Source organism: Isoptericola sp. NPDC056573, from assembly GCF_042793335.1.
Classification (GTDB): Bacteria; Actinomycetota; Actinomycetes; order Actinomycetales; family Cellulomonadaceae; genus Isoptericola.
Window position 1 is genome coordinate 220204 of record NZ_JBHTUY010000005.1, and the last position, 25228, is coordinate 245431.

22 protein-coding genes are annotated in these 25228 nt (G+C 73.5%); 4 read left to right on the forward strand and 18 right to left on the reverse strand.

Annotated features, from left to right (window positions below; genetic code table 11):
- Positions 1-44 precede the first annotated feature (44 nt).
- Together ACFQ8E_RS10910 and ACFQ8E_RS10915 are read left to right on the forward strand one after the other, a co-directional pair.
- The gene (locus ACFQ8E_RS10910; RefSeq protein ID WP_430550567.1) at positions 45-896 is read left to right on the forward strand and encodes a UbiA family prenyltransferase; all 852 of its coding nucleotides are present in this window, start codon (positions 45-47) and stop codon (positions 894-896) included.
- 73 nt (positions 897-969) lie between these two features.
- Entirely contained in the window at positions 970-1548 is a 579-nt protein-coding gene (locus tag ACFQ8E_RS10915; RefSeq protein ID WP_430550568.1) for a prepilin peptidase, read from the forward strand.
- A 62-nt stretch (positions 1549-1610) separates the two neighbouring features.
- On the opposite strand, the gene ACFQ8E_RS10920 is transcribed toward ACFQ8E_RS10915, so the two are convergent.
- The 16 genes from ACFQ8E_RS10920 to ACFQ8E_RS10995 all read right to left on the reverse strand — a co-directional run bounded on the left by ACFQ8E_RS10920 (position 1611) and on the right by ACFQ8E_RS10995 (position 20890).
- The gene (locus ACFQ8E_RS10920) at positions 1611-2555 is read right to left on the reverse strand and encodes a polyprenyl synthetase family protein (RefSeq protein ID WP_430550768.1); all 945 of its coding nucleotides are present in this window, start codon (positions 2553-2555) and stop codon (positions 1611-1613) included.
- A gap of 268 nt (positions 2556-2823) precedes the next feature.
- Entirely contained in the window at positions 2824-4590 is a 1767-nt protein-coding gene (nuoN, locus tag ACFQ8E_RS10925; protein ID WP_430550569.1) for an NADH-quinone oxidoreductase subunit NuoN, read from the reverse strand.
- Positions 4587-6230, reverse strand: a complete 1644-nt coding sequence (locus ACFQ8E_RS10930; RefSeq protein ID WP_430550769.1) for an NADH-quinone oxidoreductase subunit M — start codon at positions 6228-6230, stop codon at positions 4587-4589. Before ACFQ8E_RS10930 ends, nuoN begins: the two co-directional genes overlap by 4 nt.
- Positions 6231-6324: 94 nt before the next feature.
- Positions 6325-8250 carry an NADH-quinone oxidoreductase subunit L gene (gene nuoL / locus ACFQ8E_RS10935; protein ID WP_430550570.1) on the reverse strand — a complete coding sequence of 642 codons (1926 nt, stop codon included), beginning with the start codon at positions 8248-8250 and terminating at the stop codon, positions 6325-6327.
- Positions 8251-8278: 28 nt separating this feature from the next.
- Complete coding sequence (nuoK, locus tag ACFQ8E_RS10940) at positions 8279-8578, reverse strand: NADH-quinone oxidoreductase subunit NuoK (RefSeq protein ID WP_430550571.1); 300 nt, start codon at positions 8576-8578, stop codon at positions 8279-8281.
- The gene (locus ACFQ8E_RS10945) at positions 8578-9405 is read right to left on the reverse strand and encodes an NADH-quinone oxidoreductase subunit J (RefSeq protein ID WP_430550770.1); all 828 of its coding nucleotides are present in this window, start codon (positions 9403-9405) and stop codon (positions 8578-8580) included. Before ACFQ8E_RS10945 ends, nuoK begins: the two co-directional genes overlap by 1 nt.
- 47 nt (positions 9406-9452) lie before the next feature.
- On the reverse strand, positions 9453-10232 hold the full coding sequence (gene nuoI / locus ACFQ8E_RS10950) for an NADH-quinone oxidoreductase subunit NuoI (protein WP_430550572.1): 780 nt from the start codon (positions 10230-10232) through the stop codon (positions 9453-9455).
- Positions 10229-11587 carry an NADH-quinone oxidoreductase subunit NuoH gene (nuoH, locus tag ACFQ8E_RS10955; RefSeq protein WP_430550573.1) on the reverse strand — a complete coding sequence of 453 codons (1359 nt, stop codon included), beginning with the start codon at positions 11585-11587 and terminating at the stop codon, positions 10229-10231. The genes nuoI and nuoH overlap by 4 nt, the downstream gene beginning before the upstream one ends.
- Entirely contained in the window at positions 11584-14241 is a 2658-nt protein-coding gene (locus tag ACFQ8E_RS10960; RefSeq protein WP_430550574.1) for an NADH-quinone oxidoreductase subunit G, read from the reverse strand. Before ACFQ8E_RS10960 ends, nuoH begins: the two co-directional genes overlap by 4 nt.
- Positions 14241-15575, reverse strand: coding sequence for an NADH-quinone oxidoreductase subunit NuoF (nuoF, locus tag ACFQ8E_RS10965; RefSeq protein ID WP_430550575.1), 1335 nt, complete (start codon positions 15573-15575; stop codon positions 14241-14243). The genes ACFQ8E_RS10960 and nuoF overlap by 1 nt, the downstream gene beginning before the upstream one ends.
- Complete coding sequence (gene nuoE / locus ACFQ8E_RS10970; RefSeq protein ID WP_430550576.1) at positions 15568-16404, reverse strand: NADH-quinone oxidoreductase subunit NuoE; 837 nt, start codon at positions 16402-16404, stop codon at positions 15568-15570. Before nuoE ends, nuoF begins: the two co-directional genes overlap by 8 nt.
- Positions 16401-17747 carry an NADH-quinone oxidoreductase subunit D gene (locus ACFQ8E_RS10975; RefSeq protein ID WP_430550577.1) on the reverse strand — a complete coding sequence of 449 codons (1347 nt, stop codon included), beginning with the start codon at positions 17745-17747 and terminating at the stop codon, positions 16401-16403. The genes nuoE and ACFQ8E_RS10975 overlap by 4 nt, the downstream gene beginning before the upstream one ends.
- Positions 17744-18472: an NADH-quinone oxidoreductase subunit C gene (locus tag ACFQ8E_RS10980; protein WP_430550578.1), complete on the reverse strand. Its 729-nt coding sequence runs from the start codon at positions 18470-18472 to the stop codon at positions 17744-17746. The genes ACFQ8E_RS10975 and ACFQ8E_RS10980 overlap by 4 nt, the downstream gene beginning before the upstream one ends.
- Positions 18469-19020: a NuoB/complex I 20 kDa subunit family protein gene (locus ACFQ8E_RS10985; protein WP_380245150.1), complete on the reverse strand. Its 552-nt coding sequence runs from the start codon at positions 19018-19020 to the stop codon at positions 18469-18471. Before ACFQ8E_RS10985 ends, ACFQ8E_RS10980 begins: the two co-directional genes overlap by 4 nt.
- Before the next feature lie 117 nt (positions 19021-19137).
- Positions 19138-19500 (reverse strand): NADH-quinone oxidoreductase subunit A, encoded by a 363-nt coding sequence (locus ACFQ8E_RS10990; protein ID WP_429735904.1) that lies wholly within the window; start codon positions 19498-19500, stop codon positions 19138-19140.
- 76 nt (positions 19501-19576) lie between these two features.
- Positions 19577-20890, reverse strand: coding sequence for a geranylgeranyl reductase family protein (locus ACFQ8E_RS10995; protein ID WP_430550579.1), 1314 nt, complete (start codon positions 20888-20890; stop codon positions 19577-19579).
- Between the two features lie 304 nt (positions 20891-21194).
- Here ACFQ8E_RS10995 and ACFQ8E_RS11000 point away from each other — a divergent pair, with 304 nt between their 5' ends.
- Entirely contained in the window at positions 21195-21410 is a 216-nt protein-coding gene (locus tag ACFQ8E_RS11000; RefSeq protein ID WP_430550580.1) for a YtxH domain-containing protein, read from the forward strand.
- Between the two features lie 90 nt (positions 21411-21500).
- On the opposite strand, the gene ACFQ8E_RS11005 is transcribed toward ACFQ8E_RS11000, so the two are convergent.
- Together ACFQ8E_RS11005 and ACFQ8E_RS11010 are read right to left on the reverse strand one after the other, a co-directional pair.
- Entirely contained in the window at positions 21501-22832 is a 1332-nt protein-coding gene (locus ACFQ8E_RS11005) for an MFS transporter (protein WP_430550581.1), read from the reverse strand.
- A gap of 126 nt (positions 22833-22958) precedes the next feature.
- Positions 22959-23654 carry a demethylmenaquinone methyltransferase gene (locus ACFQ8E_RS11010; RefSeq protein WP_430550582.1) on the reverse strand — a complete coding sequence of 232 codons (696 nt, stop codon included), beginning with the start codon at positions 23652-23654 and terminating at the stop codon, positions 22959-22961.
- Positions 23655-23815: 161 nt separating this feature from the next.
- Between ACFQ8E_RS11010 and ACFQ8E_RS11015 the strand changes: the two genes are divergently transcribed.
- Positions 23816-25171 (forward strand): 8-oxoguanine deaminase, encoded by a 1356-nt coding sequence (locus ACFQ8E_RS11015; RefSeq protein ID WP_430550583.1) that lies wholly within the window; start codon positions 23816-23818, stop codon positions 25169-25171.
- Positions 25172-25228: the final 57 nt, after the last annotated feature.

Genomic DNA, 25228 nt, shown 5'->3' on the forward strand with positions numbered 1-25228 from the left:
GCGTCCTGCCCCGGGTCACGGGGCGACAGGCGTAGTTTCCCGTCATGGGCAGCGACGTGGCGGCACGGGTGCGCGGGTTGCTGCTCGCCACGCACCCTGCACCCGCGGCGGTGGTCACGGGGCTGGCCCTGGTCTTCGCGGTCGGCGTCGGCCTCCCCGGGGGCCGCGCCCTGCTCGTCACGGCGGCCGTCGCCGCCGGCCAGCTGTCGGTCGGGTGGAGCAACGACTGGCTGGACGCCGCGCGCGACCGCCGCGTCGGACGCGCGGACAAGCCGACCGTGACGGGCGCCGTCGCGCCCCGCACGCTCCGGACGGCCGCCATCGCCGCCCTGACCGGGTGCGTCGTCCTGTCCTTCGCGACGGGGCTCGTGCCGGGGCTGCTGCACGTCGCCGCGGTCGGCAGCGCCTGGGCCTACAACGCGCGGCTCAAGTCGACGCCGCTGTCGTGGCTGCCCTACGCCGTGAGCTTCGGCCTGCTGCCCGCGTTCGTGGTGGCCGCGGCGGGCGACGGTCGCGTCGTCGCGGGCTGGACGGTCGGCGCGGCCGCGCTGCTCGGCGTCGGCGCCCACCTCGCCAACGTGCTGCCGGACCTGGAGGACGACGACGCCACCGGGGTACGGGGGCTGCCGCACCGACTGGGGCGCCGGGGCGCGAGCGTGCTGGCGCCCGTGGTCCTGGCGGCGGGCAGCGTCGTGATCCTCCTCGGCCCGCCGGGCCCGCCCTCCGTCGCGTCGGCAGCGCTCACCGGCGGCGCGGTCGTGCTGGCCGCCCTCGCCGGGACCGTGGGGCTCGTGCGGCCGCACAGCCGCGCGCCGTTCCTGCTGAGCCTGGCCGTGGCGGTGGTGTGCGTCGTGCAGCTCGTCCTCGCGGCCGACGCCGTGGCGCTCCCGGGCTGACCCGGCCCGGGGCGGCCGGACGGGCTGTGGACGGCGCCCCCGGCGCCCCGACGCCGGCGCATAGCATCCCGACGTGCCCCCGATCCTCCAGCGTGCCCGTGCCGAGGTCGCGCCCCACCGCCGCGCGGTGACGTGGGGAGCCGCCCTCGCCGCGGCCTGGGCGGTCTGGGCGAGCGGACCCGGCTGGTCGACGCCGGCGCTCGTCGTCGCGGCCGTGGCGGGGGCCGCGCTGTGGGTGATCGACGCCCGCACGCACCGGCTGCCGGACGCCCTCACCTACCCGACGACGGCGGTCGTCGCCGCGCTCCTCGCCCTCGCGGCGCTCGGCGGCGGGACGTGGGACACGGCGCTGCGGGCGCTCCTCGGCGGCCTCCTGCTCGGCGGCGCGTACCTGCTGCTGCACCTCGTGCACCGCTCGGGGATGGGGCGCGGCGACGCCAAGCTCGCCGCGCTGCTCGGCCTCGTCTCCGCCTGGTACGGGTGGTCGACGCTCGTCGCCGCGGCGGTGCTCCCGATCCTGCTCGGCGGGGCCGTGGCGATCGTGCTCATGGCCTCCCGGCGGGCGTCGCGCGGGACGGCGCTGGCCTTCGGCCCGTACCTGCTCGCCGGCGCGGCGATCGCGGTGACGCTCGCCCGGCTGGCCTCCGCCTAGCCCGTCGACGCCCGGTCACGAGGCAGGCCGGAGTCAGGTCGGAGGCAGGTCGCGGCGGCCGGTCACACCGTCCGGTCGGCCAGCGCCTGGGCGAGGTCGGCGAGCGCCTGCTTCACCGGGCCGTCGGGCAGCGGCGCCAGCTCCGCGGCGGCCTCGCGCGCCCACCGGCCGGCGAGGGCGCGGGTCTCGGCGAGCACGTCGTGCGCCCGCAGCTCCGCGACGACGTCGGCGAGCGCGTCGTCGCCGGCGAGGTCGCCGTCGAGCCGGGCGACGAGCGCCGCGTCCGCCGCGGAGCCCTCGCCCTGCGCGACCCGCTGGCGCAACAGCAGCACGGGCATCGTCGGCACGTGCTCGCGGAGGTCGGTGCCGGGCGTCTTGCCGGACTCGTCGCCGGAGGACGCGATGTCGAGCACGTCGTCGGCGAGCTGGAACGCGACGCCCACCTTCTCGCCGTATGCCGCCACGGCGTCGACGACGGCCGGCTCGCACCCACCGAACATCGCACCGAGGCGCGCCGACGTCGCGAGCAGCGACGCCGTCTTGTCGCTGAGCACCTGCAGGTAGTGCTCCACCGGGTCGTCGTCGGCACGCGGCCCCATCGTCTCGTGCAGCTGGCCGAGGCACATGCGCTCGAAGGTGCGCGACTGCAGCACCACCGCCTCCGGGCCGAGGCCGGCGACGAGCGCGGACGCCCGGGCGAACAGGAGGTCGCCCACCAGGATCGCGACCGAGTTGCCCCACACGGTGTGCGCCGCGGGGGCCCCGCGGCGCAGCGGCGCGGAGTCCATGACGTCGTCGTGGTACAGCGACGCGACCTGCGTGAGCTCCACGACGACCGCCGCGTCCACGAGCTCCGGGCGCGACCCGTCGCCCAGCTCGCCCGCGAGCAGCGTGAGCAGCGGGCGGAACCGCTTGCCACCGGCCGCGACGAGGTGCCGCGACGCGTCGTCGGCCAGGGCGTCCGCCGAGGCCACGGCCTCGTCGAGCGCCGCGTCCACCCGCGTCATGCGCTCGGCGAGCCGGTCGGCGAGCGCCGGGTCGGACAGCGGGATCGCCGGAGGCGCCGGGGGCGGCGTGGGCCCGGGCCGGGGGGCCGAGGCGGAAGGAGCGCGAGTCACTGTCCGAACCTATCCGGCCGGGGCGCCGAACACCGCACCGAGACGGCCCTCGGCCGCGTCAGGTCGGACACCCCGGCGGGTGCGCCGGGCCGGCCACCCGTCCTGGGGTCGGCGCGAACGTGGGCCGACCCGAGGACGGACCGCCGACCGGAGGTCGTCAGGGGCGGAACTGCGCCGCCTGGCCGACCAGGTCCAGCGCGCCCGACGGGAGGATGCCGAGGAGCAGCACGCCCACCGCGCACACCGCGATCGCGAACGCCGCGGGACCGCGCGAGCCGACCACCGTCACGACCGTCCGCGAGACGAGCGTGCGGGTCGCGGCGCCCGTCACCGTGGCGGTGCCACCGCTGCCGCCGCCCTGCTCACCGCCGTCCGTCGTCCCCGACGAGGCCGCGCCCGTCGATGTCGTGCCCTGCTCACCGCCGGGCGGCGGGGTGAGGACCATGAGCACGATGACCCGGACGTAGAAGAAGACGGAGACGGCGGACGCGAGCACGCCGAGCAGCGCGAGCGGCCACGCCCCCGCCTCGACGGCGGCCGAGAAGACGCCGAACTTCGCCACGAACCCGGCCGTGAGCGGGATCCCCGCCATCGACAGGAGGAACAGCGAGAACGCCGCCGTGAGCCACGGGGCCTGCCGCCCCAGGCCCGTCCACTGCGCCAGGCGGGTGGCCTCGCCCAGCACCACGCCGTCGTCGGGGACCGGCCCACCGGCCCCCCTCTCGGCGGTGTCGTCGTCGCCCGACACGGTGCGCTCGCGCACGAGCGTGACGACGGCGAACGCGCCGACGGACGCGAGCCCGTACGCGAGCAGGTAGAAGAGGACGGCCCGCGAGCCGGCCTCGTCCATCCCGACCACGCCGACCAGGAGGAACCCGGCGTGCGCGATCGCGGAGTACGCGAGCAGGCGCTTGACGTCGGTCTGCACCGCGCCGACGACGGTGCCGATCAGCATCGTGAGGATCGCGACCGCCCAGAGCGCGACCTCCACGTCGTGCCGGACGGCGGGGCTCAGCCCGTTCGCCAGCGTGAACAGCACGCGCACCAGCGCGCCCATCGCGGCGGCCTTGGTGCACGCCGCCATGAAGCCCGTGATCGGCGTGGGCGCGCCCTGGTACACGTCCGGGGTCCAGGCGTGCAGCGGCGCGGCGCCGATCTTGAACAGCAGCCCGCTGAGCACCAGCAGCAGGCCGACCACCACCAGGGCCGTCATCGACCCCAGCGGCGAGACGGCCGGGTCCGCGAGCACCTGCACCACGCCCTGCAGCCGCACCGTGCCGGCGAAGCCGTAGACGAGCGCGATGCCGAAGACGAACAGCGCGGAGGCGAACGCGCCGAGCACGAAGTACTTGAACGCGGCCTCCTGGCTGAGGAGCCGGCGGCGGCGCGCCGTCGCGCACAGCACGTACAGCGGCAGCGACAGCACCTCGAGCGCGACGAACATGACGATGAGGTCGTCCGTGGCCGGGAAGAGCAGCATGCCGCCGGTCGAGAACAGCAGGAGCGGGTAGATCTCGGTCTGCTGGAGGCCCGCACGGCGCGTCTCGTCCTCGTACGCCGTGCCCGGCACCGCCGCCGCGGACGGCGCGAACGCGTCCTGGCCGGTGGTGGTGCGCTCCGCGACGACGAGCACGCCCAGCAGCGCGCACACGCCGATCACGGCCTGCACGCCCAGGCCGAACGGCGTCAGCAGGTACGACCCGCCCACCACCGACACCGCGTTCTCCTGCACCCGCTCCCAGAGCAGCCCGACCGCGACGAGCGAGCCCGCGAGCGCCGCCAGGGTGAGCGTGAGCTGCGTCGCGCGCCGGGCCTTCGCCGGCACGAACGCCTCCAGCAGGACGCCGAGCACGCCCGCCGCCAGCACGATCAGCACCGGCGACACGGCGGCCCAGTCGATGGTCGGGGCGACGAAGTCGTTCACAGCTGGCTCCCCTCGGTGAAGCTCCCGTCAGCCGAGCCCGTCGCGACCATCGCCTGGGTCTCGACCGGTTCGACCACCGGTGGTGGATCCGTCTCGCCGACCTGCTCGACGGCGACCTCCCCCGGCGCACGCACGTAGTCGAGCACCGGCCCGGGCACGAGGCCGAGCACGAGCAGGGCCCCCACGAGCACGCCGGCCACGGTCTTCTCCCGGCCGTCGAGGTCGCGCGCGGACGCCAGCTCCGGCGTCGTCTCCCCCGTGAACATGCGCTGGTAGGTGAGCAGCACGTAGACCGCGGCGAGGACGACGGCGGGCACGGCCACGAGCACGGCGGCGGGCCAGCGGGCGTACGACCCGAGGAACACCATGATCTCGGAGACGAACGTCGCCAGGCCGGGCAGGGCCGCCGCGGACAGGCCGGCGACGAGGAACGTGCCGCCCAGGATCGGCGCCACCCGGCGCAGGCCGCCGTAGTCGCCGATGAGCTGGCTCTGGCGCGGGTGCCGCGCGATCGCGAACCCGGCGACGAGGAACAGGGCCCCGGTGGAGATGCCGTGGTTGAGCATCATCAGCCCGGAGCCCGCGGTGCCCAGCGACGTGAAGGTGAAGATGCCCAGGACGATGAACCCGAAGTGCGACACCGACGTGTAGCCGATGAGGCGCAGCAGGTCGCTCTGGCCGATCGCGAGGACCGCGCCGTACAGGATCGAGATCACCGCGAGCACGATCACGAACGGTGCCGCCCAGCGGCTCGCCTCGGGGAACAGCGGCAGGCACAGGGTGAGCATCCCGAAGGTGCCCACCTTGTCGAGCACGCAGATGAGGAGCGTCGAGGTGCCGGGCGTCGAGTGCTGCGTGACGTCGGGCAGCCACGAGTGCACGGGGAACATCGGCGCCTTGATCGCGAACGCGAGGAAGAAGGCGCAGAACATGAGCTTCTCGGCCGTCGGGTCGAGCGTCAGCCCCGTGAGGTTGTCGGTGAGGAACGTCTGCGGGCCGCGGTCCGCGGCCGGCACCTGCAGGTAGAGCGCGATGACGCCCACCAGCATCACGAGGCCGCCGGCCAGCGAGAACAGCAGGAACTTCACCGCCGCGTACCGGCGCTGCGGCCCCTGCCCGAACCCGCCGATGAGGAAGTACGCCGGGATGAGCATGGCCTCGAACACCACGTAGAAGAGGAACACGTCGCGGGCGACGAAGACCGTCACCATGAACGCCTCGAGCAGCAGCACGGTGGCGAGGTAGCGGCGCAGCCGCACGTGGTCGCCGCCCTGCTCGCGCCAGGCCGCGAGGATCACCAGGGGCACCAGGCCCACCGACAGCGCAACCAGCAGCAGCCCCACGCCGTCGACGCCGACGGCATAGCTGGCGCCGATCGGCGGGATCCAGGAGTACGTCTCGGTGAGCTGGTGGGTCCCCGAGTCGCCGGTGTCGAAGGCCGCGAAGGCCCCGACCAGCAGGAGGACCTCCACCAGCGCGCCGACCAGGGCGACCGTGCGAGCGGCGCCCGCACCGAACCTGCCCCCGGTGACCGGGCCGGCGGCCGGGCGGCCCCGGCCCACGCCCGTGAGGGCCGTCGCGGCCGCGGCCACCAGCGGCCACACGATGAGGACCGTGAGCCAGGGGAACCCTGCGGACATCGTCATGCTTCCCCGTCCTTCGTCGTCGACACCGGGTTCGGCGTCGTGTTCGGCGTCGTGTTCGGCGTCATCGCCATCGCTCCCGCCACCCCGCTCAGCTCGCCAGGACCCAGACGACCAGCCCGACGACGCCGACGCCGCCGAGCATCGTCGCCGCGTACGACCGCACGTAGCCGTTCTGCATCCGCCTCAGCCGGGAGCCGAGGCGCCCGATGCCGCCGGCCAGGCCCAGCCAGCCGCCGTCGACGGCCGTGCGGTCCGAGTACACGAGCGCCCGGGTGAGGTACTGCCCCGGCCGCATGACCAGCGACTCGTTGACGGCGTCCTGGTACAGGTCGACCCGCGCCGCCCGCACGACGGCGGGCGCCGGAGGCGGCTCGACCGGCACCGCGGCGACCACGTACTGGCGCCAGGCCAGCACGATGCCGAGCGCCACGAGCAGCAGCGTGAGCCCGATGAGCAGCCCCACCGGGAGCACCGGCTCGTGGTGCTCGGCGTGCCCGGTGACCGGCTCGAGCCACGTGACGAAGCGGTCGCCCATCGTCAGGATCCCGCCGAGCGCCACCGACCCCACGGCCAGCACGATCATCGGCCAGGTCATGAGGCGCGGGGACTCGTGCGGGTGCCGCACGGGCGCGCCGTCGTCGCCGGGCCCGCCGTCGCTCCAGCGGCGCCGCCCCAGGAACGTCATGAAGAACAGCCGGGACATGTAGTACGCCGTGATCCCGGCGCCCAGCAGCGCCGCCATGCCGAAGACCCACGGGCGCCAGCCCTCGCCGACGAACGCCGCCTCGATGATCTTGTCCTTCGACCAGAACCCCGAGAACGGCGGCACCCCGAGGATGGCGAGCCAGCCCAGGCCCATCGTGATGGCCGTGACGGGCAGCAGACGGGACAGCCCGCCGAAGCGCCGCATGTTCACGTCGTCGTCCATCGCGTGCATCACGGACCCGGCGCCGAGGAACAGCCCCGCCTTGAAGAAGCCGTGCGTGAGCAGGTGGAAGATCGCGAACGCGTACCCGACCGGCCCCAGGCCGGCGGCGAGCATCATGTAGCCGATCTGCGACATCGTCGACGCCGCGAGCGCCTTCTTGATGTCGTCCTTCGCGGTACCGACGATCGCCCCGAACAGCAGGGTCAGCGCGCCGACGATCGCGACGACGAGCTGCGCGTCCGGCGCCGCCTCGAGGATCGGGCCCGAGCGCACCAGCAGGTACACCCCGGCGGTCACCATCGTCGCCGCGTGGATCAGCGCGGACACCGGCGTCGGGCCGGCCATCGCGTCCCCGAGCCACGCCTGCAGCGGCAGCTGCGCCGACTTGCCGCACGCCGCCAGCAGGAGCATGAGGCCGATCGCCGTCATGACGCCCTGACCGGCCGCCGTCGCCCCCTCGCCGGCCGCCGGCAGCACCGTGCCGAAGCTCAGCGAACCGAAGGTCGCGAGCAGCAGCATCATCGCGACGATGAGCCCCATGTCGCCGACGCGGTTCATGACGAACGCCTTCTTGCCCGCGACCGCGTTCTCCCGCTTGCCGTCCCAGAACCCGATGAGCAGGAACGACGCCAGGCCCACGCCCTCCCAGCCGACGAAGAGCAGCAGGTAGGAGTCGGCGAGCACCAGCAGCAGCATCGCCGCGACGAAGAGGTTGAGGTACCCGAAGAAGCGGCGCCGGTCGACGTCGTGGCCCATGTACGCCACCGAGTACACGTGGATCAGCGTGCCGACGAACGTCACGAGCATCACGAACGTCATCGACAGCGGGTCCACCTGGAACCCGAGGTCCACGTGCAGGGGCCCCGAGTCGATCCAGGTGCCCACGGTGTGGGTGCCCACCCGCTGGTCGGCGGGGGTGCCGAGCATGTCGAGCAGGATCACCAGCCCGACGACGAACGTCGCCGCGCTGGCCAGCACGCCCAGCCAGTGCCCCCACCGGTCGGTGCGTCGACCGGCGACCAGCAGCACGAGGGCGCCGATCATCGGGGTCGCGACCAGCCAGGGGGCGAGGGAGAGAGTCTGCATCGTCGTCTGCGTGTCCACAGGTCGCCTCTCAGCTGTGCAGCAGGTTGACGTCGTCGACCGAGGCCGACCTACGGGAACGGAAGATCGTGATGATGATCGCGAGGCCCACCACGACCTCGGCCGCGGCGACCACCATGACGAAGAACGCGAGCACCTGGCCCGTCACGTCGCCGTGGATGCGCGCGAACGTCACGAACGCGAGGTTGGTGGCGTTGAGCATGAGCTCCACGCCCATGAACACCACGATGGCGTTGCGCCGCAGCAGCACCGTCGTCGCACCGATCGCGAACAGGATCGCGGCCAGCCCCAGGTAGTTCGTGATCTCCATCAGCGCACCTCCCCGTCGTCGTCGCCGGAGCCCTCGTCGGTCGCGCCCGTCGCGACCGGGTCGCCGGTCTGCTCGACCGTCGTGTCCGCCGCGGGGCCGACGCCGAGGAGGCGCAGGTCGTCGCGCGCCACGAGCGTCTCCTCCTCGGCGAGGACCGCCGTCGCCGACCGCTCCTGCCCGCGGATGCGCAGCACGCGCGGCACGGAGTGCGGCAGCGGCTCGCCGTCGGGTCCGAGCGCCGGCGTGTCCATGGCGTTGTTCTGCGCGTAGACGCCGGGCGCGGGCAGCGGCGTGAGCGTGCTGCCGTGCGGCAGGGCGGCGACGCGTGCTTGCGCGAGGACGCGCTGCGTGGGCCGCACGCTGAGCCGGCGGCGGTGCGTGAGCACCAGGCCGGCCAGCGCGGCGGTGACCAGCAGGACGCCGACCACCTCCATCGCGAGGACGTAGTCGCCCAGCAGCACCCGGGCCAGTGCCACCGGGTTGGTGAGCTCCTCGCTCGCAGCCAGCCCGACGGCGGGCGGGAACGTCGCCTGCGCGACCACGCCGAGCAGCACGACGACCAGCCCGAGGCCGAGCAGCACGCCCAGCCCGCGCTGGCCCTTGATGGTCTCGGTCAGCGAGTCCGCGGAGTCGACGCCCACCAGCATGAGCACGAACAGGAAGAGCATCATCACGGCGCCGGTGTAGACGACCACCTGCACGACGCCGAGGAACGGCGCCTCCTGCGCCACGTAGAAGATGGCCAGCCCGACCATCACGAACATCACGCACACCGCGGCGTGCACGGCCTTGCGGGCGAACAGCAGCCCGAGCGCGGCGAGCACCATGAGCGGGGCGAGCACCCAGAACAGCGCGGCCTCCGCGCCCGACGCGGTCACGGCCGGCCGTCCGTGAGGTCGGGGGTGGGCAGCGTCGCCACATGACCGCCCTCGGCGGCCTGCCGGGTCGCGACGGCGGCCTTGGTGGCGCTGCCGCGCAGCCGGTGCCGACGTGGGGTCGGGGGCGGCGCGTCCCCGTGCACCACGCGGGCGGCGGCGTCCAGGGTCGGGTCGTCGGGCCGGTGCTCGCGCACCCAGTCGACCTGCTGCGCCGTCGGCGCGGTGACCTCGCCGCGGTAGTACTCGGTGTCCGTCGTCCCCTCGACCATCGGGTGCGGCGCGGCGAGCATCCCCTCGGCGAGCGGGGCGAGGAGATCCTGCTTCTCGTAGATCATCCCGGCGCGGTCGGGGCCCGCGAGCTCGTAGTCGTTGGTCATCGTGAGCGCCCGCGTGGGGCACGCCTCGATGCACAGCCCGCAGAAGATGCAGCGCAGGTAGTTGATCTGGTAGACGCGGCCGTAGCGCTCACCGGGCGACAGGTGCGCGCCGTCGGGCAGCTCGGCGTTGTCCGCCCCCTCCACGTAGATCGCGTCCGCCGGGCACGCCCACGCGCACAGCTCGCAGCCGATGCACTTCTCCAGGCCGTCGGCGTAGCGGTTGAGCTGGTGACGGCCGTGGTACCGGCGCTGCGGCGCCGTCTTCTTGCGGGGGTACTGCTCCGTCACCGTGGGCCGGAACATCGACGAGAACGTCACGCCGAACCCGGCCACCGGGGCGAACAGCTCCCCGAGCGGCCCCTTGGACGGGCGCAGCGGCTCGTACGGCTTGTCGGTCATCGCGTCTCCTCGGATCGGTCGACGGCGGGGTCGGGGGCGGCGGACGCGCCCGGGACGTCGGCGGCCTGCATCACGTGCCGGCGCGCGCGGGGCGACGGCGGCAGGGCCTGGCCCGGGAGCGGCGGCACGGGGAAGCCGTCGGCGAAGGCGTCGAAGTCCCCGGCCGGACGGCGAGAGCCGCCCGGTGGACCGGCGCCGTCGGCGGCCTTCGCCTTCCGGTCGGGCCAGAGCCACAGGAGGCCGATGACGACCACCGCCGCGACCGCGACGCCGGTGATGAGCTGGGTGCGGGTGACGCCCGCGAGGCCGAGGTACTGGAACACGCTCAGCACCACGACCCACACCAGCGCGACCGGGATGAGCACCTTCCAGCCGAACGACATGAACTGGTCGTAGCGGAGGCGGAGCAGCGTGCCGCGCACCCAGACGAACACGAACATGACCAGCCAGAGCTTGACCAGGAACCACAGCACCGGCCACCAGCCGGTGTTGAACATCCCGTCGTTGATCGCCGACAGCGGCCACGGCGCCCGCCAGCCGCCGAGGAACAGGGTGGTGGCGACGGCGGAGACGTTGAGCATGTTGATGTACTCCGCCAGGAAGAACCAGGCGAACTTCATCGAGCTGTACTCGGTCATGTAGCCGGAGACGAGCTCGCCCTCGGCCTCCGGCAGGTCGAACGGGAGCCGGTTGGTCTCGCCGATCATCGAGATGACGTAGACGACGAACGCGGGCAGCAGCGGCAGGAACCACCAGATGCTGGTCTGCGACGCCACGATCTGCGAGGTCGACATCGAGCCGGCCATGATGAACACGCTGACCAGCGAGAGCCCCATGGCGAGCTCGTACGAGATCACCTGGGCCGTGGACCGCACGGACCCGAGGAGCGGGTAGGTGGAGCCCGACGACCAGCCGCCCAGCACGATGCCGTAGACGCCCATCGACGCGCAGGCCAGCACGTACAGGACCGCCACCGGGAAGTCGGTCAGCTGGGCCGGCGTCGTGTAGTCGGTGAACGGGATCGTCACCTCGGGCCCGAACGGGATGACCGCGAACACCAGCAGCGCGCAGAACACCGAGATCATCGGTGCCAGCAGGTACACGATCCGGTCCGCCCGGGTGACGTTCACGTCCTCCTTGAGCAGCAGCTTCATCGCGTCCGCGAGCGACTGCAGCAGGCCGAACGGGCCGTGCCAGTTGGGGCCGGGGCGCACCTGCATGCGCGCCACGACCTTGCGCTCGAACCAGATGGCGAAGAGCACGCTGGTCAGGAGGAAGACGACGATGAGCACCGCCTTGATCAGCGACACCCACAGCCAGTCGTTGCTGAAGTCGGACGCGACCCCGGGGATCATGCGGCCCCTCCCTGTGCCTTCTCGTCGGTCGAGCCTGGGACCCCGCCGGCGGCGACCGCCTCCGGCGGTCCGATGCGCACCAGGTCGCCCGGCGCGGCGCCGAGCGTGTCGTGCACCCGGCACCCGCGCGACGCGAGCGGCAGCCACACGACGTGGTCGACCATCTCCGTGATCGCGACCGGCACCGTCACCGTCCCGCGGTCGGTGGCCACGGTCACCCGGTCGCCGTCGTACACGTCGACGGCGGCCGCCGTGGCCGCCGACATCCGCGCGACGGGCCGCTTGGCCGTGCCGGCGAGGAACTGCTCGCCGTCCTGCAGGGCCCCGTCGTCGAGCAGCAGGTGCCAGCTCGCCAGCAGGGCGGACCCGGCCGGCACCACGGGCGGCTCGACCGGCTCGGCCTGCGGGGCCGGCACGCGGGTGCCGCCCCACGCAGGCAGGGCCGCGATCGCCCGGTGCGCGTCGAGCGGCGTCGCCGCGCCGAGCGCGACGCCCGCCTGCGCGGCCAACGCGTCGAGCACCCGGTGGTCGGGCAGCGCGGCGGACTCCAGCGCCTGGCCGAACGCGCGGACGCGGCCCTCCCAGTTCCAGTACGACCCCGCCCTCTCGACGGGAGGAGCAACAGGAAGCACGACGTCAGCGAGCTCGACGGCTTCGGTCCTCCGGACCTCGAGCGAGACCACGAAGCCCGCCGCGCCGAGCGCCCGCCGGGCGTGCGCCGGGTCGGGCAGGTCGGCGAGCTCGACGCCACCGACGAGGGCGCCGCCGAGCTGGCCGACCGAGAGGGCGTCGAGGATCTCCGCGACGTCGCGCCCCGGGGCGGACGGCAGCGCGTCGGCGTCGACGCCCCAGGCCGCGGCCACCTCGGCACGGGCCGCGGCGTCGGTCAGCGGGCGTCCGCCGGGCAGCAGCCCCGGCAGGAGGCCCGCCTCGAGGCCGCCGCGCTCCCCCGCGCGGCGCGGGACCCAGGCGACACGGGCGCCGGTGGCCTCCGCGAGCCGCAGGACCGCCCCGTAGGCGCCGGGCGCCGACGCGAGCCGCTCGCCCACGAGGATCAGCGCGCCGGGCGTCGCGAGGCCGTCGGCGACGGCGCCCAGCGTGCCCGCGTCCGAGTCCGCGGGCACCAGACCGCCGCCCGCCCGGGTGGCGAGGATGCCCAGCCACTCCGCCTCGGTGCCGGGGGCGGCGGGCAGCAGCTCGCCCTCCAGCCGGGCGAGGCCGCGGCTCGCGAACGGGGCGATCGACCACACCGTCGTGCCGTGCTTGCGCACCCCCTTGCGCAGCCGCAGGAAGGTGACGCCCGCCTCCTCCTCGGCCTCCAGGCCGGCCAGCAGCACGGCCGGTGCGGCCTCGACGTCGCCGAACGTCACGCCGATGCCGGTGCCCGCCACCGCGTGGCCCAGGAACGCCGTCTCCTCCGCCGAGCCCACGCGGGCCCGCTGGTCGACGTCGTCGGTGCCGAGCACGGTGCGCGCGAAGCGCGACCAGGCGAACGCGTCCTCGACGGTCAGCCGGCCGCCGGGCAGCACCCCGACCCCGCCGGCCGCGCGGGCCGCGGCCAGGCCCTCGGCCGCCAGCTCGAGCGCCTCGACCCACGACGCGGGGCGCAGCTCGCCGCGGGACACGACGGCGCCGTCCTGGCCGAGCACCCGGTCCCGCACCAGCGGGACCGTGAGCCGGTCGGGCGCCGCCTGCCACGTGAACGCGAAGCGGTCCTTGTCGGTGATCCACTCCTCGTTGACCGCAGGGTCCTCCCCCGACAGCCGGCGCAGCACCACGCCGCGCCGGTGGTCGACGCGGATCGCCGAGCCGCACGAGTCGTGCTCGGAGATCCCCGGCGTCGACACCAGGTCGAAGGGCCGGGACCGGAACCGGTAGGCCGCGCCCGTGAGCGCGCCCACCGGGCAGATCTGCACGGTGTTGCCGGAGAAGTACGACGCGAAGGGCTGCCCGCCGGCCGTGGCCGCGGCGGACCCGAACGTCGCCTCGGCGGGCTCGCCGGGCGGGGGCGTGAAGTCCAGCACCGTCTCGTCGAACCGGCCGATCTGCTGGTGCGCGCCGCGCTCCTGCAGCGCGATGAACGCGTCGCCCGCGATCTCGTCGCTGAACCGGGTGCAGCGCTGGCACAGCACGCAGCGCTCCCGGTCCAGCAGGATCTCGGTGGACACCGCGATGGGCTTGGGGAAGGTCCGCTTGACGTCCTCGAACCGCGTCTCCGCGCGCCCGTTGGTCATCGCCTGGTTCTGCAGGGGGCACTCGCCGCCCTTGTCGCACACCGGGCAGTCCAGCGGGTGGTTCATGAGCAGCAGCTCCATGACACCGTGCTGCGCCTTGTCCGCGACCGGCGACGTGCGCTGGGTCTTGACGACCATGCCGGGCGTGACCGTCATCGTGCACGAGGCCTGCGGCTTCGGCATGGGCCGCACGTTGCCCTCGCGGTCGGGCATCGCGACCTCGACCAGGCACTGCCGGCACGCGCCGGCGGGCTCGAGGAGCGGGTGGTCGCAGAACCGCGGGATCTGGATGCCCACCTGCTCGGCCGCGCGGATGATCAGCGTGCCCTTCGGCACGGTCACCTCGACCTCGTCGATGGTGAGCGTGACCGTCTCCACCGGAGGCGCGGCCGCCGTCGACTTGTCCGTGGTCGCCGTCATCAGTGACCTCCCGCCCCGGCGAGCGCCGGCGTCTGCTTGGGGGTGTACGGGAACAGCGCGCTGGCGCTCGGGTCGAAGGGGCACCCGCGGCCGGTGAGGTGCGCCTCGTACTCGTCGCGGAAGAGCTGGATGCTCGACGTCACCGGCGACGTCGCGCCGTCGCCGAGCGCGCAGAACGCGCGGCCGAGGATGTTGTCGCACAGGTCGAGCAGCAGGTCGACGTCGCGCTCCTCGCCCTGCCCCGCCTCGATGCGGTGCAGCACCTGCTTGAGCCAGTAGGTGCCCTCGCGGCACGGCGTGCACTTGCCGCACGACTCGTGCGCGTAGAAGTCGGTCCACCGGCTGACCGCGCGGACCACGCACGTCGTGTCGTCGAAGAGCTGGAGCGCGCGGGTGCCGAGCATCGAGCCCGCCGCGCCCACCGACTCGTAGTCGAGCGGGGTGTCGAGGTGGTCGGCGGTGAACAGCGGCGTCGACGACCCGCCCGGAGTCCAGAACTTCAGCTCGTGCCCCGCCCGCATCCCGCCGGCGAGGTCGAGCAGCTCGCGCAGCGTGATGCCGAGCGGCGCCTCGTACTGGCCCGGCCGGGTCACGTGCCCGGACAGGGAGAACAGGCCGTGCCCCTGCGACTTCTCGGTGCCCATGCCGGCGAACCAGTCCGCGCCGCGCGCCACGATGCCGGGCACCGACGCGATGGACTCGACGTTGTTCACCACCGTGGGCCGCGCGTACAGGCCCGCGACCGCGGGGAACGGCGGCTTGAGCCGCGGCTGGCCGCGCTTGCCCTCGAGCGAGTCGAGCAGCGCCGTCTCCTCGCCGCAGATGTAGGCGCCGGCGCCCGCGTGCACGGTGACGTCCAGGTCGAAGCCGGAGCCGAGCACGTCCTTGCCGAGGTACCCGGCGTCGTACGCCTCCTGCACCGCGGCCAGCAGCCGCCGGTACACGTGCAGCACCTCCCCGCGCACGTACACGAACGCGTGGTGGCAGCCGATCGCGTAGCTCGTGATCGCGATGCCCTCCACCAGGTGCTGGGGGCTCGCCAGCATCAGGGGGATGTCCTTGCACGTGCCCGGCTCGGACTCGTCCGCGTTGACCACGAGGTAGCGCGGGCCGCCGTCCGGCGGAGGCAGGAAGCCCCACTTCATGCCGGTCGGGAAGCCGGCGCCGCCGCGGCCGCGCAGGCCCGAGTCCTTGACCGTCTGCACGAGGTCGGCGGGCTCCGTCGCCAGGGCCTTGCGCAGCCCCGCGTACCCGCCGGCGGCCTCGTACGACGCGAGCTTCCACGACCGGTCGGCGTCCCACGTGTCCGTGAGCACCGGCATGAGATCAGTCATCGCTGCCACCCTTCGGCTCGACATCGTCCTCGGTCGTGGGCTTGCGCTCCGCGCCGGACTGCGCCGTCCCGGTCTCCGGCGGCACCTCGGCGGACGACGCCGCGGACTCACCGTCGGGCGACGCGGCGGGCCCGCCGGACGGCTCCCCGCCGTCGACGGCGGCCGCGGCGCGCGCCAGCCGCAGCCCGGCGAGCGTCGGCTCCCCCGCGCCCACGCCCTCGTCCGCGCGGCCGTCGGTGAACCCCGCGAGCACGCGGCTCATCTGCTTGAAGCCGCACACCGAGGACGCGCCGCGCGTGGGCGCCACCTGCTCGCCCGCCCGCAGGCGGTCGGCGAGGTCCGTGGCGGACTCCGGCGTCTGGTTGTCGAAGAACTCCCAGTTGACCATCACGACCGGCGCGTAGTCGCAGGCGGCGTTGCACTCGACGCGCTCGAGCGTGATCGCGCCGTCGTCGGTGGTCTCGTCGTGCCCGACGCCGAGGTGCTCGCTCAGCTCGTCGAAGATCGCGTCACCCCCCATCACCGCGCACAGCGTGTTCGTGCACACGCCCACCGTGTAGGTGCCGTTGGGGTGCCGCTTGTACTGGGTGTAGAAGGTCGCGACGGCGCTCACCTCGGCGGGCGTCATCCCGAGCTGCTCGGCGCAGAACAGGATGCCGTCGCGGCTCACGTACCCGTCCACCGACTGCACCAGGTGCAGCATCGGCAGCAGGCCGGAGCGCGGGTCGGGGTAGCGCGCCTTGATCGCGGCGGCGTCGGCCGCCAGCGACGCGAGCGTGTCGGCGTCGTACCGCGTGGCCGAACGGGCGCTCGTGGGTTCTGCCGTCATCGGTCGACCCCTCCCAGCACGGGGTCCAGGGACGCGACGGCCACGACGACGTCGGCCACCTGGCCGCCCTCGCACATCACCGACACGGCCTGGAGGTTGTTGAACGACGGGTCGCGGAAGTGCGCCCGGTACGGCTTGGTGCCGCCGTCGGACACCGCGTGCACGCCCAGCTCGCCGCGCGGGTGCTCGACGGTCTGCCACACCTGCCCGGCCGGCACCCGGAAGCCCTCCGTGACGAGCTTGAAGTGGTGGATCAGGGCCTCCATCGAGGTACCCATGATCTGGCGGATGTGGTCGAGCGAGTTGCCCTGACCGTCGCCGCCGACCGCGAGCTGCGCCGGCCACGCGATCTTCTTGTCCGCCACCATGACCGGTGCCCCCGAGGTCGCCTCGAGCCGGGTGAGCGCCTGCTCCACGATGCGCAGCGACTGGTAGCACTCCTCGATCCGCAGCACCACGCGGGAGTAGCAGTCCGCGTCGGTCGAGGTCGGCACGTCGAAGTCGTACGTCTCGTACCCGCAGTACGGGAAGGCCTTGCGCACGTCGTACGGCAGCCCCGTGGAGCGCAGCACCGGGCCGGTGACGCCCAGCGCCATGCAGCCGGCGAGGTTGAGGACGCCGACGTCGGTGAGGCGCGCCTTGAAGATCGGGTTGGCGAGCATGAGGTCGCCGAGCTGGCCGAGGTAGTGGCGGATCTTCGGCAGCGCCGCCCGCACCTGGTCCTCGAAGCCGTCCGGCACGTCCTGCGCGACGCCGCCCGGCCGCACGTACGCGTGGTTCATCCGCAGCCCGGTGACCGCCTCGAACAGCCGCAGGATCTCCTCACGGGCGGTGAAGCCGATCGTCATGACCGTCGTCGCGCCCATCTCGTTGCCGCCCGTGCCCAGGCAGACGAGGTGGGACGCCACCCGGTTGAGCTCCATCATCAGCACGCGGATGATCGACGCCCGCTCCGGCACGTCGTCGGTGATGCCGAGCAGCTTCTCGGTGGCGAGGCAGTACGCCGTCTCCTGGAAGAGCGGCGCCAGGTAGTCCATCCGGGTGCAGAACGTGGTGCCCTGCGTCCAGGTGCGGAACTCCATGTTCTTCTCGATGCCGGTGTGCAGGTAGCCGATGCCGCAGCGGGCCTCGGTGACCGTCTCCCCGTCGATCTCCAGCATGAGGCGCAGCACCCCGTGCGTCGACGGGTGCTGGGGGCCCATGTTGACGACGATGCGCTCCTCGCCCACGGCCTCGCGGGCGATCTCGTCCCAGTCGCCCCCCGACGCCTCGAACCCGGGGATCCCCGGGTCGAACTCGTCGGCGGTGGGCGGGCGGGTGGCGCTGAAGGTTCCAGTGCTCACGAGTAAGACCTCCTCGTGTCCGGCGGCGGCACCGTGGCGCCCTTGTACTCCACGGGGATGCCGCCGAGCGGGTAGTCCTTGCGCTGCGGGTGGCCCGGCCAGTCGTCGGGCATCTCGATGCGCGCCAGTCCGGGGTGGTCGTCGAAGACGATCCCGAAGAAGTCCCAGGTCTCGCGCTCGTGCCAGTCGTTGGTGGGGTACAGCGACGTGGTGGACGGGACGTGCGGGTCGGCGTCGGGCACCGACACCTCGAGCCGCACGCGGCGGCCGTGCGTCACCGAGGTGAGGTGGTAGACGGCGTGCAGCTCGCGCCCGGCGTCGTCGGGGTAGTGCACGCCCGAGACCCCGAGGCTGAGCTCGAACCGCAGGTCCTGGTCGTCGCGCAGCGCCCGGCAGACGGCCAGCAGGTGCTCGCGCGCCACGTGCAGCGTGAGCTCGGCGTGGGGGCTCGGCGGGTCGGTGTGCGGGTCGACGGCCACGCGCTCCACCGCGTCGTCGAACGCGACCCCCGCCTCGCCGAGCACCTCGGCCAGCACGTCCACGGCCTCGTCGAACCAGCCGCCGTACGGCCTCGTGGCGGCGGCGGGCATCGCGACCGGCTGCACCAGGCCGCCGTACCCGGAGGTGTCGCCGGAGCCGCGGACGCCGAACATGCCGTGCCGCACCTCGACGACCTCCGGCCGGCGGGCGTCCGGGGCGCCCTCGGGGACGAGCTCGCCGGTCATCGCAGCAGCCCCTTGAGCTCGAACGTCGGGGTGGCCTCGAGCGCCGCCGCCTCGGCGGCCGCGGCCGCCTCCCTGCGGTTCACGCCCAGCGGCGAGTCCTGGATGTGCTGGTGCAGCGCGAGGATCGCGTTGATGAGCATCTCCGGGCGCGGCGGGCAGCCGGGCAGGTAGACGTCGACCGGCACGATGTGGTCGACGCCCTGCACGATCGCGTAGTTGTTGAACATGCCGCCGCTGGACGCGCACACGCCCATCGACAGCACCCACTTGGGCTCGCTCATCTGGTCGTAGACCTGCCGCACGACGGGCGCCATCTTCTGGCTCACCCGGCCCGCCACGATCATGAGGTCCGCCTGACGCGGCGAGGCCCGGAAGACCTCCATGCCGAACCGCGACAGGTCGAACCGCGACGCGCCGGCCGCCATCATCTCGATGGCGCAGCACGCCAGCCCGAACGTCACCGGCCAGACGGACGCCTTGCGCAGGTAGCCCGCCAGGTCCTCGATCGTCGTCAGCAGGAAGCCCGACGGAGCCTCTTCCAGGCCCATGACCCCTCCCCTTCGTGAACATCGGCGTGAGGATCCTCGGCGCCGATGCCGTCCGTTGTGCCGTGTCGTGCTGGGTGGTGCTGGTCGTGCTGGGTGGTGCTGGTCGTGCGTGCGGGCCTAGACCCAGGTGAGGCCCCCGCGCCGCCACTCGTAGACGAAGGGGACGGTGATGAGGGCGAGGAACGTGAGCATCGCGACGAGGCCGAAGCCGGCCAGCACGGCGAAGTCCACCGCCCACGGGTAGAGGAAGACGACCTCGATGTCGAAGACGATGAACGTCATCGCCACCAGGTAGTACTTGACCGGCAGCCGCCCACCGCCGACCGCGTGCGGCGTCGGCTCGATGCCGCACTCGTACGCGTCGAGCTTGGCCCGGTTGTAGCGCTTGGGCCCGATGACGGCGCTCGCCGCCACGCCGCCCACGGCGAGCACCAGGGCTACGCCCATGAGCATGAGGACCGGCACGTACGGGTTCGTCATCGCAGGACCCCCGTCCGCACGGCCGCGCGCTCGTCGACCTCGTGCATCTCGACCACTCCCTTGTGCTCGTGTGCGCTCATGCCGCCGGGACCACCCTCGTGAGCCCCGCGATGACCCGGTCCACCCAGTCACCGCCGCGCGGCTCGTAGCAGTCGGACAGCAGCTTGAGCACGAACCGCATGACCACCGGCCGCGGCAGCCCGTACCGCACGCAGATCCGCATGATCTGCGGGTGCTCGATGAGCCGCACGAACCAGCGGCCCAGCGTGTAGTAGCCGCCCAGGTCGGCCCGCATGCGGTCCCCGTAGGAGGCGAGCGTCCGCTCGCGCGCGTCGTCCGTGGCGCGGGTGCGCGCCTGGGCGATCGCGTCGGCCGCGACGCGGCCCGCCTGCAGGGCGTAGGCGATGCCCTCGCCGTTGAACGGGCTGACCATGCCGGCCGCGTCGCCCACGAGCACCGCGCCGTCGCGGTACAGGGGCGTGCGGTTGAAGCCCATCGGCAGCGCGGCCCCGCGGATCGGCCCCACCTGGTTCTCGGGGGTGAACCCCCACTCCGCGGGGGCGTTGCGCATCCAGGCCTGCATCAGGCCCTTGTAGTCGTGCCCGTGGGCGGACTGACGGGCGGGCGTGGAGCTCACCGAGCCGAGACCGACGTTCGCGGTGCCGTCGCCCAGCGCGAAGATCCAGCCGTAGCCCGGCAGCAGGTTCGACGCCCCCGGGGCGCCGTCCCACAGCTCGAGGTGCGACTCCATCCACGCGTCCTCGTGCCGCGACGTGCCCTCGGTGCGGAAGTACGTGCGCACCGCCGTGCCGAGCGGTCGGTCGTCGCGGCGGGCGATGCCGAGGCCGGTGGCGAAGCGGGAGGAGACGCCGTCGGCGGCGACCACGACGGGCGCCCGGTAGGTCGTCTCGGCGCCGTCGGCGCGACCGCGGCCGTCGAGGGCCTGCGCCCGCACGCCCACGACGCGACCGTCGCGCTCGTCGAGGACGGGCCCGGTCACCTTGGTGCGCTCGAGCAGCTTGGCGCCGCTCGCCTGCGCGTGCTGCGCGAGCCGGTGGTCGAGCGACGTCCGCGCGCGGGCCATGCCGTAGCCGGGGTACGAGTCGAGGTCGGGCCAGGGCAGCTCCCACGACCGGGCGCCCGCGACCACGCGCAGGCCCTCGTTGCGGATCCAGCCGTCGTCCTCGCGGGTGCCGAGCCCCATGCGGGCCAGCTCGCCGACGGCACGGGGAGTCAGCCCGTCGCCGCACACCTTGTCGCGGGGGAAGGAGGCCTTGTCGAGCAGGAGCACGTCGAGGCCCGCGGCGGCGCACCAGTGGGCCGTGGACGAACCGGCCGGGCCGGCGCCCACGACGATGACGTCGGCGTCGTCGACGCGACCTGACCGCACGTGCTCACCTCGATCCCTCGAAGCGCCCCGGCGACGGTGCCGGGGCGGACTTGTGAACCTGATCACAACTCTTGCGAGCACTCTAGTCACGATCGGGCGGCGCTGTGTAGGAAGGTAAACCTTCCTTGCGCCCGGGAGGCGCGCCGCAGGCGCACCGGCCCGCGTCCCCGCAGGTCCGGCAGGGTGCCGCGGTCGGCATGTCGCGGGGTGCGTACGACGGCAGGCGTGCCTACGGTCGTGCGCACGACCCACGACCACGACCGGCAGCAACACCATCGGCACGACCTACGAGGAGGCGCGACACATGAAGGCAGGACCGGCATTCGTCGTCGGCGCGACGCTCGGCTACCTGCTCGGCACCGAGAGGGGCCGGCAGCAGCTGGACAAGGCCAAGGACTGGGCGACGGAGACCTGGAACGACCCGCGCGTGCAGGCCAAGGTCTCGGACGTCACGAGCAGCGTGACCGAGTTCGCCAAGGAGCAGGGCAGCACGCTCAAGGACCGCACGGCAGGCAGCTGACCACGATCTGTTCGGCAGCGGGTGGATCAGCTCGGCACCGCCACGTGCCGAGCTGACCCACCCATTGCCGAACGGATCCCTACGATGGCGTCAACGGACGCCCGAGACCTCCGCGTCGTCGAGGTCGGCGCCGTAGCGCTCCTGCTCGATCTCCTTGAGGCTCTTGCCGGCGGTGTCGGGGGTCCACACGACGCCGATGACGAGCGAGGCGACCAGGAGCGCGACCATGATGCCGCCGACGAACGGCACACCCTGCTCGGCGAGCATCGTCGGGAACAGGTAGCTGAGCAGGCCCACCGCGATGCGGGCGACGAAGAACAGCACGCCCTGCGCCGACGCGCGGTACGCCGTGGCGAACAGCTCGGCGGTCCACAGCGCGTAGAACGCCTGCGCGCCGATGCCGGCGGACACGCCCCACAGGACGGCGTACGCGATGAGCAGGGGCATCGAGACGTGCGGGACGAAGGCGAGGATCATCCACGCGGCGACGGCCATGACCGCGCCGATGCCGTAGAGCAGCCGGCGGCTCACCCGGTCGCCGTACCTCATGAAGCCCCAGAAGGTGGCGGCCGACGTCAGGCCCCACACCAGCACCTGCAGCAGGTTCTGCGCGACGGCGCTCTCGACGCCCGCGGTCTGGTAGACGCGGGGCATGAAGATGCCGGCCTGCCCGGCGACCGTGTTCCACAGGGCGTAGACGCCGACGAGGAACAGCAGCGCCTTGACGTTCTGCGGGTGCGAGATCAGCTCGCGGAAGCCGCGCCGCTTGCGGCCGAGGGCGACCTGCTTGGCGTTCGACTGCTTCCAGACGTCGGACTCGGCGAGCCCGCGCCGCACCCACCAGGTGACGAAGGCGATGACGAACAGGTGCGCGAAGATGATGCGGCTGCCCAGCAGGCCGAGCGGGACCAGCGCCGTCGCGAGCACGAAGCCGACGAACGGCCCGAGCGACCACGCGAGCTGGGCGGTGCCGACGTGCCGGGCACGCTGGTCGTCGGGGGCCTCCTCCGCGATGTACGTCCACGCCACGGGGACGCCCGCGCCCACGGCGATGCCGGTGAGGACGATGCCGACGAACAGCATCCACGGCGCCCCGGCGAACACGATGAAGGCCGTGCCGAGCATGTAGAGCAGCAGGTCGTAGGTGTAGATGAACTTGCGCCCGTACCGGTCGCCGAGCGGCCCGCCGATCATGGCGCCCACCGCCGCGCCGAACGCGTTGGCGCTCAGGGCCGCGGCGAGCCCGACGGCGAGGTTGCTCAGCCCGAAGTGCTCCTGCCAGAGCGTGAGGCTGGTGGCGAGCGCGATGATCGAGCCCGCCTCGATGTAGTTGGACATCGCGACCGCGACGGTCGCCCGGTAGCCGTGCAGGCGGGTCCCGCCGCCCTGCGTCGGGCGCGTCGCGCTGTGTGGTGTCGTCATCGACCGTGCCTTCCCTGCGTACGTCGTCGTGCCGAACGTCGTCTTTGAATCGTTTCAGGATCGAAGCGACGATACGCCGGGGCCCTCGGGGACGTCAAAGCCCGAGGTCGGGACCGCGCGACGCGGTCAGGCCGGGCGCACGGCCCGGTGCAGGGCGACGATGCCGCCGGTGAGGTTGCGGTAGGACACGCGGTCCCAGCCGGCCCCGATCATCCGGCGGCCGAGGGCCGCCTGGTCGGGCCAGCTCCGGATGGACTCGGCGAGATAGTCGTACGACCCGCGGTCGCGCGTCACGGCGCCCGCCACCACCGGCAGCGCGCGCATGAGGTACTCCATGTACACCGTGCGGAACGGCGCCCAGGTGGGCGTGGAGAACTCGCAGATCACCACCCGCCCGCCGGGACGCACGACGCGCAGCATCTCGCGCAGCGCGGCGTCGGTGTCCACCACGTTGCGCAGCCCGAAGCTGATCGTCACCGCGTCGAACGCGCCGTCCGCGAACGGCAGCCGGGTGGCGTCGCCCGCGACGAACGACAGGTCCGGACGGCGCTCCTTGCCCACCGCGAGCATGCCTAGGCTGAAGTCGGACGGCACCACCAGCGCGCCGTCGGCGGCGAACGGCTCGCTCGACGTGCCGGTGCCGGCCGCGAGGTCGAGCACCCGCTCGCCGGGGACGGCCGCGACGGCGTCCACCACCGCGCGGCGCCACCGCCGGTCCTGGCCCAGGGAGACGAGGTCGTTGACGAGGTCGTAGCGCTCGGCGATCCCGTCGAACATCGACGCGACCTCGGCGGGCTTCTTCTCCAGGCTGGCGCGGGACATGGACGTCATGGTCGCACGCACCGTTGACGCGCCGAGCGCCGCTCACCTACCGTCGCGGCAGAGGACGGCGCGGTGCTGTCGCTCCCTGGATCGGCAGACAGGACCACTGAGCCGGCGCGACGCGGCGCCGCTCCCCCGGTGCCGCCGCCATGGAGGCACCGATGAGCATCTGGATCAAGAACCCGCTGGCCGTCTTCACCGCCGACGACGGGCCCGACGCCCCCGACGCCCGCGGCGGCGTCGTCGTCGCGGACGGCGTGATCACCGAGCTGGTCGCGGCGGGTGCGAGCCCGTCGGCACCGGTCGGCGAGACGTTCGACGCGTCCGAGCACGTGGTCACGCCCGGCCTGATCAACACGCACCATCACTTCTACCAGACCCTCACGCGCGCCTGGGGGCCGGTCGCCGACGCCGAGCTGTTCCCCTGGCTCACCACGCTCTACCCGGTCTGGGCGCGCCTCACGCCCCGCGCTCACGAGCTCGCGACGAAGGTCGCGCTGACCGAGCTGCTGCTGTCCGGCTGCACCACGGCGGCCGACCACCACTACGTGTTCCCGGCGGGGCTGGACGACGCGATCGACATCCAGGTCGCGGCGGTCCGCGAGCTCGGGATGCGCGCCACGCTGACGCGCGGCTCGATGTCGCTCGGCACGGACGACGGCGGGCTGCCGCCGCAGTCCGTGGTGCAGGACCCGGACACGATCCTGGCCGACTCCGAGCGACTGATCTCCACGTACCACGAGCGGGGCGAGGGGGCGCGGGTGCAGATCGCGCTGGCGCCGTGCTCGCCGTTCTCGGTGACGCCCTCGACCATGCGCGACACCGCCGAGCTGGCCGAGCGGCACGACGTGCGCCTGCACACCCACCTGGCGGAGACGATCGACGAGGAGGACTTCCTGCGCGAGCGGTTCGGCATGCGCACGGTGGACTACCTCGAGTCGGTCGGCTGGCTCACCGACCGGGCCTGGCTGGGCCACGGCATCCACTTCGACGACGCCGAGATCGCCCGGCTCGGCGCGGCGGGCACCGGGGTGGCGCACTGCCCGACGTCGAACATGCGGCTCGCGTCCGGGATCGCACGGGTGCTGGAGCTGGAGGACGCCGGCGCGCCGGTGGGCCTCGGCGTGGACGGCTCCGCGTCGAACGACGCGTCGACGATGATGCCCGAGGCCCGCCAGGCGCTGTACCTGCAGCGGCTCAAGTACGGCGCCTCCGTGCCGGTCGCACGCGCCCTGGGCTGGGCCACGCGCGGCTCCGCGCGCGTCCTGGGGCGCGACGACCTCGGCGTGCTCGCCGTCGGCAAGCAGGCCGACCTCGCGCTGTGGCGGCTCGACGAGCCCCGCTTCTCGGGCTCGCACGACCCGGTCGCCGCGCTCCTGCTGTGCGGCGCGGACCGCGCCGACCGGGTGATGGTCGGCGGCGGGTGGCGCGTCGTCGACGGCGCGGTGGTCGGCCTCGACCTGCCGGCCCTCCTGGCCGAGCACCGTGAGGCGGCGCGCCGACTCGTCGCGGGCTGAGGCCGCAGAAGGTCCCAGATCCACCCCCCGGAAGGGGTTGACACAGATCACACTTGC

Coding starts and splice junctions, on each gene's coding strand:
- ACFQ8E_RS11000 (WP_430550580.1), top strand. CDS start 21,195: ATGAAGGCAGGACCGGCATTCGTCGTCGGCGCGACGCTCGGCTACCTG.
- ACFQ8E_RS11015 (WP_430550583.1), top strand. CDS start 23,816: ATGAGCATCTGGATCAAGAACCCGCTGGCCGTCTTCACCGCCGACGAC.
- nuoK (WP_430550571.1), bottom strand. CDS start 8,578: ATGGAGATCACGAACTACCTGGGGCTGGCCGCGATCCTGTTCGCGATC.
- ACFQ8E_RS10930 (WP_430550769.1), bottom strand. CDS start 6,230: ATGTCCGCAGGGTTCCCCTGGCTCACGGTCCTCATCGTGTGGCCGCTG.
- nuoF (WP_430550575.1), bottom strand. CDS start 15,575: ATGACTGATCTCATGCCGGTGCTCACGGACACGTGGGACGCCGACCGG.
- nuoL (WP_430550570.1), bottom strand. CDS start 8,250: ATGCAGACTCTCTCCCTCGCCCCCTGGCTGGTCGCGACCCCGATGATC.
- ACFQ8E_RS10920 (WP_430550768.1), bottom strand. CDS start 2,555: ATGACGCGGGTGGACGCGGCGCTCGACGAGGCCGTGGCCTCGGCGGAC.
- ACFQ8E_RS10985 (WP_380245150.1), bottom strand. CDS start 19,020: ATGGGCCTGGAAGAGGCTCCGTCGGGCTTCCTGCTGACGACGATCGAG.
- ACFQ8E_RS10960 (WP_430550574.1), bottom strand. CDS start 14,241: ATGACGGCGACCACGGACAAGTCGACGGCGGCCGCGCCTCCGGTGGAG.
- nuoI (WP_430550572.1), bottom strand. CDS start 10,232: ATGACCGACAAGCCGTACGAGCCGCTGCGCCCGTCCAAGGGGCCGCTC.
- ACFQ8E_RS11005 (WP_430550581.1), bottom strand. CDS start 22,832: ATGACGACACCACACAGCGCGACGCGCCCGACGCAGGGCGGCGGGACC.
- ACFQ8E_RS10980 (WP_430550578.1), bottom strand. CDS start 18,472: ATGACCGGCGAGCTCGTCCCCGAGGGCGCCCCGGACGCCCGCCGGCCG.
- ACFQ8E_RS10990 (WP_429735904.1), bottom strand. CDS start 19,500: ATGACGAACCCGTACGTGCCGGTCCTCATGCTCATGGGCGTAGCCCTG.
- ACFQ8E_RS10910 (WP_430550567.1), top strand. CDS start 45: ATGGGCAGCGACGTGGCGGCACGGGTGCGCGGGTTGCTGCTCGCCACG.
- nuoE (WP_430550576.1), bottom strand. CDS start 16,404: ATGACGGCAGAACCCACGAGCGCCCGTTCGGCCACGCGGTACGACGCC.
- ACFQ8E_RS11010 (WP_430550582.1), bottom strand. CDS start 23,654: ATGTCCCGCGCCAGCCTGGAGAAGAAGCCCGCCGAGGTCGCGTCGATG.
- nuoH (WP_430550573.1), bottom strand. CDS start 11,587: ATGATCCCCGGGGTCGCGTCCGACTTCAGCAACGACTGGCTGTGGGTG.
- ACFQ8E_RS10945 (WP_430550770.1), bottom strand. CDS start 9,405: ATGGTGCTCGCCGCGCTCGGGCTGCTGTTCGCCCGCAAGGCCGTGCAC.